Below are 13,904 nucleotides of genomic sequence, written 5' to 3'. Positions count from 1 at the left end.
ATTCGGTTTTATGAAATTCAATTTTTCAATTTTTAATTTATTCTTTGCTTTTCTATTTTGCTTCGGAAGCCTTGCGGCCCAGGAAACAACGGTGATGGTGAGGGCACTTGCAAAAGATGCGAAATTTATAGGAAGCTCTATTGGTGGTGCTAAAATTATTATTAGAAATGCTGAAACAGGAGAAATCCTTGATGAGGGTTTAACCACCGGAAGCACGGGAAACACCAAACTAATCCTGCAAACTCCCCTAGAGCGCTACGATAAACTTACCGATGAGCAAACAGCCGGATTTGAAGCTAAATTGAAGCTTGAAGAACCTACTTTTATAACTGTGGAAGCCCACGCCCCAATTAATAAAAAACAGGCAAAAGTAATTTCCAGCACCCAAGTTTGGGTGATTCCCGGGAAAGATATTACCGGCGATGGAGTAGTACTGGAAGTGCCCGGATTTGTTGTAGACATCTTATCACCACAAACACACGAACGAATTAAAGCTTCAGAAGAAATTAGTCTTAAAGCCAATATTATAATGATGTGCGGTTGCCCCGTAACCGAAGATGGTGTGTGGGATGCCAACCAATATGAAGTAAAGGCAATTATAAGTTCTGGAGAAAAAGAAACCCGGGAAATCACTTTAAATCCCACCGATAAACCCAGCACTTTTGCTGCGAAAACAAATTTAGAAAAAGCTTACTATACGATTACCATCTATGCTTTTGATCCTGTAACCGGTAATACGGGAGTTGATAAAACGAATATTATTATTAATTAAGTTCTCGGTTCTCGGTTCTCGGTTCTCGGTTCTCGGTTCTCGGTTGTGGGATGTGGGATGTGGAATGTGGGTTGTCAGGTTCTCTTGCATCGTCATCGCAAGCCAGGAACGAGCGTGGCTATATTTTGTTTAAATTGTTCTGTCACTTAGAGTTTCCGGCGATAGGTGGAAGCATCGAGAAGTTCAAACTTCTACTGGTTAATACCGCCACTCGAACTGATGGTGGTGATACTACGAATGCCAGAACTTGCAAAAACAGATTGACCCATCCTGCTATCGCAGTCTTCGCAATGACAGGAAACTACAACTCAAAACAACAAACAGAAATTGAGAACTCGCAACCCGCAATTGAAAACCGGCAAATGCCAACTTACTCTTTACACTCAAAACACTTTCTTAAGCCTGGGCTAATTTCAAGATCTTCTGAACCTTTTAATGGTTCGTTTAGCAATTCTTTTTCAGAGATAATTCGGTGAAATTCTTTTGCGTATGCTACTAAGTTCTCCCGGCGGGATTTGATTTTTTCGGAAATCTCTTTTCCATCTAATTCGTAAATTTCTTTAGGCCATACTTTAAATGCATCTGTTATCGCTTCATCGTTCATTAATTCCTGTAGTTTTTTTGCTTCAGAAGTAAATATTTCTTCAGGAGTATTGGTTAGAAAATAAACATCGTTAGGATACACTAATCCCGGCATATAATCGATTTCCTTTTCAAAAGGGCGCACTTCAGGTTCAATATTTTCATTAGAAATTATCCCGGGAATAACGCCTTCTAAATTGAAAAAAGCATTATCCCTATCGCCGGCAACGGGAATGGCTTTAAATGTACCATCATCTCCCTGAATTGCCCAGCCCCATTGTTTGGCGTGCCTGTCCCAATCACCAATTAGCAAATCGAATAACCGCGCTCGTACCAGGGCATTTTTATCTATCGAAACTTTTTCCGGATGTTCTTCTTTTAATTCCTGCAGGTGTTTGGTGTCAAGGATGGCATCTACATTTTTATAGCCTGTCCAGTTCTTTTCACCTTCGGTTTCATACTCTAACAGAAACAAACGATTTCCGTATTTTTCATTGTATTTATCTCCTAAAAAATCCTGTTTGGGTAGAAAAACCACTTTGGGGTGCGTGTGTAAAACATTAGCTTTTTCTGAAAGTGCAGCGGTGAGAATGGCCCCGTATGGGTGCGAAGCTGAAATAGCATCTATCACAATATTTTCGAGTCCGAGGCTTCGTGCAAATTCGGGCACGTGGCTAGAAGGATCTTTGTTTACACTGCGCAGGGAATAGAGATAAGCGTCTTTATCTTTTAAACGAAGGGAATGGGTTTGGCTGCCGCCACCTTCTTTTACAATTTCCATCCCGCCGTAAAGCGTATCGAGAAAAAGTACCGGAACTTTTACCGGGGTGGCCCAGGCTTCCCTATAATTTTCGCCCTGCATAATATTTTTAAGCGGATTGGTTTTATACAAACTGCTGGCAGCCACTAAAACCGAATCGTATTCACGAAAATCTATATGCTCAAGGTCTTTAAATTCTTTTATCGTTGCGGTTTGGAATTCCCTGTCGGTACCGGAAACCGAGAAGTAAATAAGTCCGATAAATCCAATGAGAAGTATTAAAATTAGCCAAAGCAGCTTTTTCATTTCCTGTAATTTTATAGTGAATTAAAAATACAGATTTATCAATAAATGCAATAAAAAAAGCGTTTATACTTGTTGAGGTCTTAACTGTATTTCGCTTAAAAGATCGGTAAGCTGATTAAGCGAATGGCTTGCGATTAAATCTTTATGAATTTTGATATCCACATCTCCCGATTCCAAAACAAAAGTGCTTTTATACTTTCTAATGGCGCTAAGTTGCGTAAGATCTATACTTTTAGGAAAGAGTGAGTTTTTAGTGAGAATATTATTATCTATTTGTAGGTAATGAAATTTATGTTCGTAATACCAGGTGCCAATTTCTAAAAATCCCAGGATTAGCCAGGGATAAATAAAAATAGCTTCTGACCCGATGATAAACGAGCTACTACCAATAATTACTGAAACAATGCCGTACAGCAACCTATACTTTAGCCTTTTCTTTTGATAATATATAGTCACAACTTAACTTTTAAAAGTGATATTTGAAAAACACTAATATCCAAATCGATGCCTGTAAAGTGGCAATTCGAAAGTATATAAATGAAAATTCAAATAAAATTATGGTTAAGTTATTGAAAGATTTTGGGGGTGATTTTAATGAAATTAAACAAAAAATATCATTATTTCAATAATTCTTTAATATTTTCTTCTAATTCATCCCCTCTTAAATTGCGTCCTACTACGCTGCCTTCGGTATTTATTAGGAAATTGGAAGGAGTTTTTCTTATTCCGTAGTTAGTAAAAACCGGACCTTCCCAGCCCTTTAAACTGCTTAGATGTACCCATTTTAACTTGTCTTTCTCTATAGAGTTAACCCAGTCTTCTTTATGGAGATCACGGGAAACAGCTACAATTTCCAGTCCGTCTGACTTATATTTTCGGTATAACTTTTTTAGTTCGCGATTTTGCATTTTGCTGGGTTCGCAGGTAGACGCCCAGAATTGTAAAAGTGTAACATTTCCGGTTAAAGCTGAAAATTTCTGGTTTTTTCCATGTTGATTTGTCAACTCAAAATCGGCATATTTTTCTCCTATTTGCGGAATATTATCGTTATTCAAATAAGAGAGGATCCGCTTCCCAAAAGAACTTTTTTTGATTTCCTCAGGGAACATTTCGAAATACTGGCTGGTAGTTTCCTGGCCCCACTTTCCGGAAACTTCATAAAGCATACGCAGGCTTATTAGGGCGTTAGGATTGCTTTTTATAAATTCTTCCTGGCGTTTTCTAAGTTCGGTTTCACTAATTTTATCATAATCTTCATAAACTGCTTTTATTTCGTCAACTAATTCCTGAGAAATAGAGCCGGTAACTTCGGCATCCTGGAAATCGGTATTGCTTGCATCAAAACGCATAGGTTTGTCCTGCAGCCATAATTCTTTGAATTTAGAACGATCTTTAGTGTGCAGCATTACCCACATACTGGGTTCAGGAAGTTTGGTGTCGAATTTAAAGCTATTATTTTGGACTTCTGCAGAATCTAAGGTTCCACCGTTAACCAGGTCCTGAAAATACAACCAGCTGCCATCTTTAATGTCATTGGTTTTTCCTGTTAGAGAAAAGCTAGATTCTTGCGCCTGAAGCGAGGTGACAATAAATAGAAAACTGAAAATGACGAAAAGCAACCGCATAAATCAACAAATTTAAAAGTGAATACGTTGAAGATAGCGATTATAATTTACTCAATAATCGAGTATTTAAATACGTCGTGGTGGATTACTTTAAGTCAGGGCGCATTGGAAGATTTAATGCTTTCCTTTTATTGTTTTGACTCCGGAAATTCCCACTTCCAAAAACGGAATTTCCCCGTGAGCAGAAATGGAACTCCTGCACCAATGATCATCCCGGCAAAGAAATTTAAATTATGAGCTTCAAAAATAGAACTCCAAATGAGTCCGCCGGTAATAAGAAAAAGACCAAATAATCTCGCTTTATTCACAGTTAGAAAATATAGGATGGGATTAACCTGCTACGATCGCTTTTAAGGCAAAGTCTAAGATAATAACCAGCATAAGGGCGCTAAAAATAATTCCTACTAATTTTAAAATATTGATACGATCTTTCATATTTAAATTTTTGGTTACACAAAGATTTTGGTAATGCTTCCGTAGTTAAAATCAGTTTGATTTTGGAAGCATCAATCTCTGAGAAATTCAGTTTTTCAAAACTGAATTTTAACAAAACTAAGGGTAAATATAAGGAATTTTAAATGTTTTATCCAAATTTAATCTTAAACACAGGTTTTTTATACGTGTTTTGGTTAAAAAATTATCGGTTTTGTAAGCTGTAATAGAGATGGTTTTTTTGAAGAGGGGAAAGAGAATATTTTTAATGTCGAGGCATCCCGATGGTTCGGGACGGATTATCGAGTGAAAATTTTCTAATGATTAAGATATTCCGAATGCATTCTTACACTGGATTATTCCAACCGTCTAAAGCGGCTTCTATGGTAAAATCAAGGATATAAACAGCAATAATAATAAGAGCTATTATTCCCAGGATTTCTAAAAAATTAAAATTATATTTTCTATTAGTTTTATGATTTTCCATACCTGATTTTCGTGATAAGTAGATAAAAATATTAAAATGTTACATAAAACTGCTAAGAAAATAAATTTTTTGAAAAATTGTTCAATTCAAAGGGAAATCGCGGTGTTGATGCCAAACTTTACCGTCATGCTTTAAAAGGCTGAAGCTTTGGGCGGTAAAAGAATCTGTAAAATCGCGCGTTTTAAAATCTGCCCAGGCTTCAGGAAATTGTTTATAATGAAGATCTCGCGAAGCAAGTGTAATATGCGGATGAATTTTAGAAAATTTCTCGTGTTTCTTTAACTGCAAATTTGCTGAGATTACTTTTTGCAATTCGGTGTGAAGAATTTTTAATGGCTCGTGATCTTCAATATTTATAAAAATTACTTTTTGGCCGAACCTTCCAAAATCTTTTAAATTTAGCTGAAAGCTTTTTTGATTTTTAGCAAAGCATTCTAAAATATCAATTAGTTTTTCCTCTTCGGCTTCTGAAATTTTAAACGGAATTTGAAGTGTTATATGCGCCGGAAGTTTCAGCGCATGTTCAGCTTCATATTTTTTAGCTATTTCCTGCTTCAGCGATTTTACCCGCTTACAAATTTCGTTCGAAGGAATTATGGCGAGAAAATATAAAGGCATTTGAGATTGAATTTTCGAGAGTTAATTTAATTCTCTTTCTCTTACAAAAACCGTTTTCTTATTAAAATAATAGATGATCAAACCAAAGGTAAACAACAGTAAATTTTGTACAAGGCTGTCTACCATAAAATTTAAATCGTCTCCCGTTGCCATTTTTATAAGCTTTCCAATTATAGAAAGTCCGGGGCCAATCATCATGATAATTGCCCAAAAATGGATGGCCGTTTTTGCCAGTCTGTGCTTATTAAATAGTAAATATAAAAGCACTAATTCTATAATTACTGCAATTAATCCCAGGAGATTACCTGAAATTACCATGTAGGTATTCCAAATGAGTAGAAGAAAAATATAAGCAATAAGGAGTCGGTAAAACCACTTGTTTTTAAATACTGTTTCCATAAAGGGTATTATTTAGAAGTTTTGGCCTTCTTCGGGGTAAAATCTATAACTTTTTGATGTCTTAGCAAATCCTCAAAAGTTTCACGTTCTCTAATTAAATGGCCTTTACCTTTGTACCATAAAACTTCAGCCGGGCGGTAGCGTGAATTAAAATTGCTGGCCATAGAAAAAGAATAAGCACCGGCATTGCTAAAAGCGATAATATCACCTTCGGTAATTTCGGCAATTCGGCGGTTGTTGGCAAAAGTATCGGTTTCGCAAATATAGCCAACCACTGAGTAAAACCTGAATTTCCCCGCGGGATTGGATACATTTTTAATATCGTGGTGCGACCCGTAAAACATGGGGCGAATTAAATGATTAAATCCGGTGTCAACTCCGGCAAAAACTGTGGAAGTGGTTTGTTTTATCACGTTCACTTTAGCAAGGAATTTTCCGGCTTCACTCACCAAAAATTTTCCCGGTTCAAAAACCAGGGTGAGTTCGCGACCGTATTCTTTGCAGAAATTCTTAAAACGCTCGGTTAATTTTTCTCCCAATTCTTCAATATCGGTTTCGATATCATTTTCGCGGTAGGGCACTTTGAATCCGCTCCCAAAATCAAGAAATTCAAGGTTTTTAAAGTTTTTAGCCGAATCAAAAAGAATTTCAGAAGCACGTAAAAAAACTTCAATATCAAGAATATCACTACCGGTATGCATATGGATTCCGTTAATATTCATTCCGGTATTTTCAACAATACGCAGCAAAAGCGGCATTTGGTGAATAGAAATCCCGAATTTAGAATCTACGTGACCTACCGAAATTTTAGAGTTTCCACCTGCCAGAATATGCGGATTTATACGAATACAAACCGGTACCTCTGGATGCTTGGCGCCAAACTGCTCCAGGATAGAAAGGTTGTCTATATTAATTTGCACACCCAATCGCACCACCTGTTCAATTTCTTCTAAAGAAACCCCGTTTGGTGTATAAATAATATCTTTTGGAGCAACTCCGGCTTCCAGGGCGAGCTTAACTTCCTGTACCGAAACAGTGTCCATCCCGCTACCCAGGGAATTCAAATATTTCAGAATAGAAATATTAGAAAGCGCTTTTACCGCATAATGGATGCGCAAATCTTTAACTTCTGAAAAAGCATTTTTTAAGCGGTTAAACTGAAAAGCGATTTTTTCGGCATCATATACATATACAGGGCTTCCGAATTCTTTGGCAACAGCAAGCAGATCTTGATTGGTCATAACAATTGAAAAATTTAAGTGGCAAAAAACAGGAGAAATTTCAACTCCCACAAGTGCAAGTCTCAAAAATAACGAATTCCCTGAAATTGTTAATATTTAGAGAGAAGATACTTTAACTCGCGGTTGCTACGGTACTTTCTTTTCGCTTTCTAATAAGTATAATTGCGAGGGCAATAAAAACACCCAACCCGGCCATAACAGCCCCCACCAAAGATGCCGAGGTAAAGCCGTAGCCAAATGCAATTGGTAAGCCGGCAAAATAAGCACCGGATGCATTTCCCATATTAAAAGCACTCTGGTTCATAGAAGAACCTAAACTCTCTGAACCTTTAGCAGAGTTGATCATTACCATTTGAATAGGAGTGGAGAGACAAAAAGCGATAGTGGCGATAAGAAAGGTCATCACCAAAATGGCGATTTGATTTTCAGCTACATAGGCATTGGTTATTAATGCAAAAACCATTAAGATCATACTCATAATTACAGCATAAATAGGAGAAAATTTTTCAGCGAGTTTGGCGCCAATAAGATTTCCTATTACCATTCCCACGCCTGCCAGGATCATAACATAACTTACAAAACCTTCGGGATGCCCCGCTACATCGGTAATCAAAGGTGCGATATAGCTGTACCAGGCGAAAAACCCGCCGGTGCCAATGGTAGTGAGTAAAACCACCATCCAGAGTTCGCCACGTTTCAGTACATTTAGATCTTTTCTAATGCCTTCAGAAGAAGATTTTGGAAGATGCGGCATCCAGAATTTTACGCTGACAATAGCCATTAATCCTACCACGCCCACCAGCATAAACGAAACATTCCAACTATAATTATGGCCTAAATAAGTTCCCAACGGAACTCCAAACACATTGGCCAGGGTAAGGCCTGTAAACATAATGGCAATAGCTTGTGCCGATTTTCCAGGTTTGGCCAGTTGGCCGGCAACCACGGCGCCAATTCCGAAGAAAGCCCCGTGCGGTAATCCCGATAGAAAACGGGAAACCAATAATAATTCGTAAGAATTAGCAAAAGCGGAAAGTGAATTAAATACCGTAAACCAAACCATAAGAAGGAGCAGGGTTTTATGCGCCGGCCATTTTCCGCCAAAAGCAGTAAGCAAAGGAGCGCCAACCACCACGCCCAAAGCGTATGCCGAGATAAAATGTCCCGCTTGTGGAATACTTATGTCTAAAGCCGAAGCTACATCGGGAAGAATTCCCATAATTACAAATTCGGTTAATCCAATACCGAATCCTCCAATAGCCAGTGCCACAAGTGCTTTATTCATTCTATAGGTTAATTTTTAAGCAAAGGGCAAAATTAAAAGGGATAAACTTAATAATAGGGAATTATGGCAAAAATTTACGATAAGCTTATAGTGGCGAAATCGCAGTAATAACGGGGATTTTAAAAATATGAAATCCTTAATGAAATGCTAAATTTTCGTGTGGCTTTAGATTATGGCGGGGCTGGGGATATCCTAAAAAAGATTGGTACAATAGCTATACATTTGTTACTTTTGCTAACCATAAATTAAGAACCTCTATGGAAGCAAACGAGGTTTGAATTGGAAAATGATTTTAAAATACGAGGCAAGCCTCGGGGAACTAAACCCTCATTGAGGGATTAATACTGAAGAAATAGCTGATTATGAACATACACGAATATCAAGGAAAAGAAATTTTAAGCAGTTTTGGCGTACGCATTCAGCGTGGTTTAGTTGCACATAATGCAAAAGAAGCCGTAGACGCCGCCAAGGAACTAACCGAACAAACCGGTACCGGATGGCACGTAATTAAGGCCCAGGTACACGCCGGTGGACGTGGAAAAGGTGGTGGTGTAAAACTAGCCAAAAATCTAAAAGAGGTAGAAGAAGTAGCAGGAAACATTATTGGAATGAATCTGGTAACGCCACAAACCTCTGCTGAAGGTAAAAAAGTACACCAGGTATTAGTTGCCGAGGATGTTTATTATCCTGGAGACAACGAGCCTGAAGAATATTATATGTCTGTATTACTAAACCGTGCAACCGGCCGTAATATGATTATGTATTCTACTGAAGGTGGTGTAGATATTGAAACCGTTGCTGAAGAAACTCCGCATTTAATTTTTACTGAAGAGATAGATCCTGCAACAGGACTTATGCCTTTCCAGGCTAGAAGAATAGCTTTTAACCTAAAACTTAGCGGAACTGCTTTTAAAGAGATGACAAAATTTGTAATGTCTCTTTATACTGCTTTCGAAAAATCTGATTCTTCGCTTTTTGAGATTAACCCGGTTTTAAAAACCAGTGATGATAAAATTCTTGCAGTAGATGCAAAAGTAACGCTTGATGATAATGCGCTTTTCCGTCATAAAGACTATGCTGAAATGCGTGATATTCGTGAAGAAAATCAAACTGAAGTGGAAGCTGGGGAAGTTGGACTTAACTTTGTAAACCTAGACGGAAACGTTGGTTGTATGGTTAACGGTGCCGGACTTGCAATGGCAACAATGGACCTTATTAAGCAAGCTGGTGGAGAACCTGCAAACTTCCTTGACGTTGGTGGTACAGCTGATGCAAAGCGAGTTGAAGAAGCTTTCCGTTTGATCTTAAAAGATGATAAAGTTGAAGCCATCCTGGTAAATATCTTTGGAGGTATTGTTCGTTGTGACCGTGTGGCGCAGGGAATTGTAGATGCCTACAAAAACCTTGGAGATACTATTAACGTGCCAATTATTGTACGTTTACAGGGAACCAACGCAGATATCGCCAAGAAATTAATTGACGATAGCGGATTTAAGATTCACTCTGCGGTTGAGTTCCAGGAAGCTGCAGATAAAGTACAGGAAGTACTTAAATAATCCCGAAGCTTCGGGACAGGAATTTATTTCCTGTTGAATTAAGACTGTCTAAAATTTAAGGTGGACTGTCTGAAAAGTTTTACAAAACGTCATTCTGAATTTATTTCAGAATCTAAGTTGTTAAGAATTTTAAAAGCTGAAACAAGTTCAGCTTGACGTAAGAGGGGCTTTACAGACCGTATGCTAAATTTTAGACAGTTTTTTTATGCACTAATTTTAAATAGTTAAAATCTTATAAAAAAATATAAACCTTGTAACATATAGAGTTTTAGATCGGTCTTTAAAATGTATAACCTTTAAATTTTATTATTATGAAGACTTTAAAATTAGTATTGTGTGCATTGGCGCTTAGCGCCGGAAGTTTACTTCACGCTGCCCCTGGAAATTCTCCTGAAATTTCAGATTCCTTTAAAAAAGAAATTCAGGATTTGTTGAAAAACATAGAAATTGAAATTGAAGAAGAAGTCGTGGCAAATCTTGTAGTTAGTTTTAACGAAGACAATGAAATGCAGGTGCTGTACGTTGGCACCGAGCATACCCTAGCTGGGAAGTTGATTAAAAAACACTTGAATAATAAGAAGATTAAAACAGTTTTAGATTCTTCTGTCAAAAAATATAAGTTACCAATAAGATTAAAACCTTAAGTATTTTTCAATCAAAGAATTTAAAAAACAAAAAACCCGGTTCATCACCGGGTTTCATTTTTTATAAATAGAATTGAATTTTATTCTTCTTCTCTTTCAGGATACCATTCCAGTATTTCAACTTCAATATCTTTATTACCTTCATTTACCAAATTTTTGAACTTTTCAACTTCGGCAAAACCATCCTGACCCCTAAAATGATAAGGAATCACTTTTTTAGGTGCAAATGCTAAAACGCCATCGGCAGCATCTTCAACCGTCATAGTATAGGGAAGGTTCATTGGGATTAAAGCAATCTCAATATTTTCTAATTCCTTCATTTCAGGTATATTTTCAGTATCACCTGCAATGTAAAGTCGTTGTCCGTTTCTTTCTACAACATAACCATTACCACGTCCTTTGGGATGATGAGATTCAGGATCTTCCGGAAGATTATACATAGGGATGGCTTCAATATAAAACTCAAGTACACGAGTGGTAGCACCATTTTCCAAAACCCTTACTTTATCGTTCATTTCTTCGGGCATTTCATCTTTTACGGCTTGTGGTACTATAATATGAGTTCCTTTAAGACTCAAAGCCTCCAGGGTTTCAATACTCATATGGTCTCCGTGAATATCGGTGATTAAGATAAAATCTGGTTTCTCAATTCCTTTAAAAGCTTCGGCACCCCCAACAGGATCGATGTAGAAAGTGACATCGCTCCAATTTACCGCGGCAGTAGCGTGGGAGATGGGTTGAATGTCTATAGAAGCCGAATCAGCTTCCAGAACATTCTTTTCCTCACCATAAGGATTTTTATTTATTTGGTTTTCAGATTGATTGTTTTTTCCTTCATCCTTACAGCCGGTAAATAAAATTCCCACTGCAAGTAACGTGAATAAATATTTCATAGTTGATTATTTTGCATTAAAATTAATTAACCTACATTAGAATAGCCTCGTTTTTTTAAATTTTTTATGCCAGATCCAGGCGCATTTTTATATCACCACGGGTATAAGGATTGTTTTCGCCAATAGGAATTTCCCTAAAACCATATTTTTTATAGATATAGATCGCGTTTTCAAGCTTTCTGTTAGAAAAAATAATTAAATGATCCCAGCCTTTCTTTTTAGCGAAATCAAGGCTGTGTTCCATTAATTGCTGACCTATTTTCTTTCCCTGGTATTCCGGGCTAACCGCCATTTTGGTCAATTCAAAGACGCCGTTTTCAATTTTCATTAAGGCCACACAACCAATTATTTTTTCATCATCTTTTACGAAAAAAATAGTACCACCGGTTTCAATAATATATTTTTCGGGCTTTCCCAGCACTTCTTCATCGTGGGGTTCTACCCAAAAATATTTTTCTAACCAGGCAAGGTTTAAGTTTTTAAAATCTTCGATATAAGCTGAATTAAAAGAAATAATTTCCATTTTTGCTAAACTAAAATTTTTGGCTAAAATATAAAATAAAGCGGTCTCAGCCGATTTACCTTGAAGCCGAAAACGTTGAATTATAAATTATTTTTTACTTTCACAGCCGACTGATTATCCAAAAATGAATTTTATGAAAAAGCTTTCAGTAAATTTCCTGTTTCTGTGTTCCTTTTTACTAATTAACGCCTGTTCTTCGGCGGTTAGGACAGAAGAAAATAAAACAGATAAAATTAAGCTAGAAGAAAAGCAGCTTAGCATTTTGCCGCCCGAAGAACTTTACGGCGAATTGTTTTTCGATGTGCAAGAGAATGAATCCCTGTTTGCAGATAGTAAAACTTTTGTAGATGCAGTGCCGAGAATGGCTCCCAGAGAGATTCAGAAAAAATATGCTGAAGAAAAACCTACAAACAATACTGAATTTAAAGCTTTTTTGAATGAAAATTTCGAAATTCCGGCCTTAAACAGTGAGTATAAAACTGACTCTTCTTCAATAAATCTGCATATAAATAAATTATGGGATGTGCTGAAGCGCCCTGCTGACGAGCAGGTTTCAGGGACTTTAATCCCTTTGCCAAACCCTTATATAGTTCCCGGAGGAAGGTTTCGTGAGATCTATTATTGGGATAGTTACTTTACCATGCTTGGACTCCAGGAAGATGGCGAAACTGAAACTATAAGGAATATGGTTGATAATTTTGCCTGGCTTATCGAAAATTATGGTTTTATACCTAATGGAAACCGTACTTACTATTTAAGCCGGTCCCAGCCACCATTTTTTGCAAAAATGGTACAGCTTCTCGCTGAAATTGAGGGGGAAGAGGTTTACATAAAATATCTTCCGGCTTTACAAAAAGAATATGATTTTTGGATGAAGGGTAGTGAAAATCAAGAACCGGGAGCTTATAAAAGAGTGGTAAAACTTTCTGATGGCGAAATCTTAAACCGTTACTGGGACGATAAAAACACTCCAAGGCCCGAAAGCTATCGCGAAGATGTGGAAACGGCTGAAGAGGCTATTACTAAAAACCCAGATCGTAGTAAAGCAGAAGTTTATCGTGACCTAAGAGCCGCTGCCGAATCTGGTTGGGATTTTTCCAGCCGTTGGCTAAGTATAAATGGAAATGGAGACTTCAACCTTTATAGCATTCACACCACGCAAATTATTCCGGTAGATCTTAACAGCTTGCTTTATAATCTGGAGAAAACGCTTGCCCGGGCTTATAAATTGGATGCAGCTGAAGAAAAGGCCGAAGTATTTCGTATAAAAGCCGAAAATCGAAAAATTGCTATTCAAAAATACCTTTGGGAAGAAGAGACCGGTTTTTATTTCGATTATAATTTTAAAAAGGCTCATAGAACGGGAATCTATTCCCTTGCCGGAGTTTATCCTCTCTTTTTTAAAATTTCAGAAGATGCTCAAACCGGTAAGGTTGCCAAAACGCTGGAACAAGTTTTCCTGAGGCCGGGCGGACTGGTAAGTACCCCGCACAATACCGGGCAGCAATGGGATGCGCCAAACGGTTGGGCGCCGTTGCAGTATATGAGTATTGAAGGACTTCGCAATTATAACAAAGACTACTTAGCTTCAGAAATTAAGCAGCGCTGGTTAAATCTTAACCAAAACGTATATGAGAATACTTATAAATTACTTGAAAAATATAACGTTGAAGACCTGAGTAAAGAGAGCGGTGGAGGAGAATATCCTACCCAGGACGGTTTTGGGTGGACCAATGGCGTTTATCAGAAACTTTCAAAAGAAAAATAGGGAAAAGAGATTT

The 13,904-nt window shown here is 37.4% G+C and carries 15 protein-coding genes; 4 read left to right on the top strand and 11 right to left on the bottom strand.

Translation table 11 applies throughout. The features are described from left to right. Nucleotides 1–10: 10 nt before the first annotated feature. On the top strand, nt 11–772 hold the full coding sequence (locus tag B5488_RS06845) for a hypothetical protein (protein ID WP_079734584.1): 762 nt from the start codon (nt 11–13) through the stop codon (nt 770–772). 370 nt (nt 773–1,142) lie between these two features. Here the strand turns inward: B5488_RS06845 and B5488_RS06840 are convergent, their stop codons facing one another. From B5488_RS06840 to B5488_RS06805, 9 genes are all read right to left on the bottom strand, one after another. Next, nucleotides 1,143–2,420, bottom strand: a complete 1,278-nt coding sequence (locus B5488_RS06840) for a hypothetical protein (protein WP_079734583.1) — start codon at nt 2,418–2,420, stop codon at nt 1,143–1,145. Between the two features lie 63 nt (nt 2,421–2,483). After that, on the bottom strand, nt 2,484–2,876 hold the full coding sequence (locus B5488_RS06835; RefSeq protein ID WP_146128742.1) for a hypothetical protein: 393 nt from the start codon (nt 2,874–2,876) through the stop codon (nt 2,484–2,486). Nucleotides 2,877–3,037: 161 nt separating this feature from the next. Next, nucleotides 3,038–4,045 carry a TlpA disulfide reductase family protein gene (locus B5488_RS06830; RefSeq protein ID WP_079734581.1) on the bottom strand — a complete coding sequence of 336 codons (1,008 nt, stop codon included), beginning with the start codon at nt 4,043–4,045 and terminating at the stop codon, nt 3,038–3,040. 128 nt (nt 4,046–4,173) lie between these two features. Next, a complete protein-coding gene (locus tag B5488_RS06825) occupies nt 4,174–4,353 on the bottom strand; it encodes a hypothetical protein (protein ID WP_079734580.1) in 180 nt (59 codons plus the stop codon). Nucleotides 4,354–4,823: 470 nt separating this feature from the next. Next, on the bottom strand, nt 4,824–4,964 hold the full coding sequence (locus tag B5488_RS17855; protein ID WP_154045346.1) for a hypothetical protein: 141 nt from the start codon (nt 4,962–4,964) through the stop codon (nt 4,824–4,826). Between the two features lie 81 nt (nt 4,965–5,045). Beyond that, complete coding sequence (locus B5488_RS06820) at nt 5,046–5,582, bottom strand: 2'-5' RNA ligase family protein (RefSeq protein WP_079734579.1); 537 nt, start codon at nt 5,580–5,582, stop codon at nt 5,046–5,048. A gap of 21 nt (nt 5,583–5,603) precedes the next feature. Next, nucleotides 5,604–5,981 (bottom strand): hypothetical protein, encoded by a 378-nt coding sequence (locus tag B5488_RS06815; RefSeq protein WP_079734578.1) that lies wholly within the window; start codon nt 5,979–5,981, stop codon nt 5,604–5,606. A gap of 8 nt (nt 5,982–5,989) precedes the next feature. Further along, nucleotides 5,990–7,222, bottom strand: coding sequence for a diaminopimelate decarboxylase (gene lysA, locus B5488_RS06810; RefSeq protein WP_079734577.1), 1,233 nt, complete (start codon nt 7,220–7,222; stop codon nt 5,990–5,992). A gap of 112 nt (nt 7,223–7,334) precedes the next feature. Further along, on the bottom strand, nt 7,335–8,507 hold the full coding sequence (locus tag B5488_RS06805; protein ID WP_079734576.1) for an MFS transporter: 1,173 nt from the start codon (nt 8,505–8,507) through the stop codon (nt 7,335–7,337). 362 nt (nt 8,508–8,869) lie between these two features. Between B5488_RS06805 and sucC the strand changes: the two genes are divergently transcribed. Continuing rightward, a complete protein-coding gene (gene sucC, locus B5488_RS06800; protein WP_079734575.1) occupies nt 8,870–10,063 on the top strand; it encodes an ADP-forming succinate--CoA ligase subunit beta in 1,194 nt (397 codons plus the stop codon). 311 nt (nt 10,064–10,374) lie between these two features. Then, the gene (locus B5488_RS06795) at nt 10,375–10,707 is read left to right on the top strand and encodes a hypothetical protein (RefSeq protein ID WP_079734574.1); all 333 of its coding nucleotides are present in this window, start codon (nt 10,375–10,377) and stop codon (nt 10,705–10,707) included. Nucleotides 10,708–10,787: 80 nt separating this feature from the next. On the opposite strand, the gene B5488_RS06790 is transcribed toward B5488_RS06795, so the two are convergent. Beyond that, a complete protein-coding gene (locus tag B5488_RS06790) occupies nt 10,788–11,600 on the bottom strand; it encodes an MBL fold metallo-hydrolase (RefSeq protein WP_079734573.1) in 813 nt (270 codons plus the stop codon). A gap of 64 nt (nt 11,601–11,664) precedes the next feature. Beyond that, nucleotides 11,665–12,123, bottom strand: coding sequence for a GNAT family N-acetyltransferase (locus B5488_RS06785; RefSeq protein ID WP_079734572.1), 459 nt, complete (start codon nt 12,121–12,123; stop codon nt 11,665–11,667). 133 nt (nt 12,124–12,256) lie between these two features. On the opposite strand from B5488_RS06785, the gene treF reads away from it, so the two are divergent. Continuing rightward, on the top strand, nt 12,257–13,891 hold the full coding sequence (gene treF, locus B5488_RS06780; protein WP_079734571.1) for an alpha,alpha-trehalase TreF: 1,635 nt from the start codon (nt 12,257–12,259) through the stop codon (nt 13,889–13,891). Nucleotides 13,892–13,904: the final 13 nt, after the last annotated feature.

Origin of the sequence: Salegentibacter salegens, from assembly GCF_900142975.1 — a bacterium.
GTDB classification, from domain to species: Bacteria; Bacteroidota; Bacteroidia; order Flavobacteriales; family Flavobacteriaceae; genus Salegentibacter; species Salegentibacter salegens.
Note: the sequence above shows the minus strand (reverse complement) of the source record. Positions and strands in the feature narration are given on the sequence as shown.

What these genes read in the sequence shown, in the direction of transcription:
- B5488_RS06845 (WP_079734584.1), top strand. Translation starts at nt 11, where the DNA reads ATGAAATTCAATTTTTCAATTTTTAATTTATTCTTTGCTTTTCTATTT.
- B5488_RS06840 (WP_079734583.1), bottom strand. Translation starts at nt 2,420, where the DNA reads ATGAAAAAGCTGCTTTGGCTAATTTTAATACTTCTCATTGGATTTATC.
- B5488_RS06830 (WP_079734581.1), bottom strand. Translation starts at nt 4,045, where the DNA reads ATGCGGTTGCTTTTCGTCATTTTCAGTTTTCTATTTATTGTCACCTCG.
- B5488_RS17855 (WP_154045346.1), bottom strand. Translation starts at nt 4,964, where the DNA reads ATGGAAAATCATAAAACTAATAGAAAATATAATTTTAATTTTTTAGAA.
- B5488_RS06820 (WP_079734579.1), bottom strand. Translation starts at nt 5,582, where the DNA reads ATGCCTTTATATTTTCTCGCCATAATTCCTTCGAACGAAATTTGTAAG.
- B5488_RS06815 (WP_079734578.1), bottom strand. Translation starts at nt 5,981, where the DNA reads ATGGAAACAGTATTTAAAAACAAGTGGTTTTACCGACTCCTTATTGCT.
- lysA (WP_079734577.1), bottom strand. Translation starts at nt 7,222, where the DNA reads ATGACCAATCAAGATCTGCTTGCTGTTGCCAAAGAATTCGGAAGCCCT.
- B5488_RS06805 (WP_079734576.1), bottom strand. Translation starts at nt 8,507, where the DNA reads ATGAATAAAGCACTTGTGGCACTGGCTATTGGAGGATTCGGTATTGGA.
- sucC (WP_079734575.1), top strand. Translation starts at nt 8,870, where the DNA reads ATGAACATACACGAATATCAAGGAAAAGAAATTTTAAGCAGTTTTGGC.
- B5488_RS06795 (WP_079734574.1), top strand. Translation starts at nt 10,375, where the DNA reads ATGAAGACTTTAAAATTAGTATTGTGTGCATTGGCGCTTAGCGCCGGA.
- B5488_RS06790 (WP_079734573.1), bottom strand. Translation starts at nt 11,600, where the DNA reads ATGAAATATTTATTCACGTTACTTGCAGTGGGAATTTTATTTACCGGC.
- B5488_RS06785 (WP_079734572.1), bottom strand. Translation starts at nt 12,123, where the DNA reads ATGGAAATTATTTCTTTTAATTCAGCTTATATCGAAGATTTTAAAAAC.
- treF (WP_079734571.1), top strand. Translation starts at nt 12,257, where the DNA reads ATGAAAAAGCTTTCAGTAAATTTCCTGTTTCTGTGTTCCTTTTTACTA.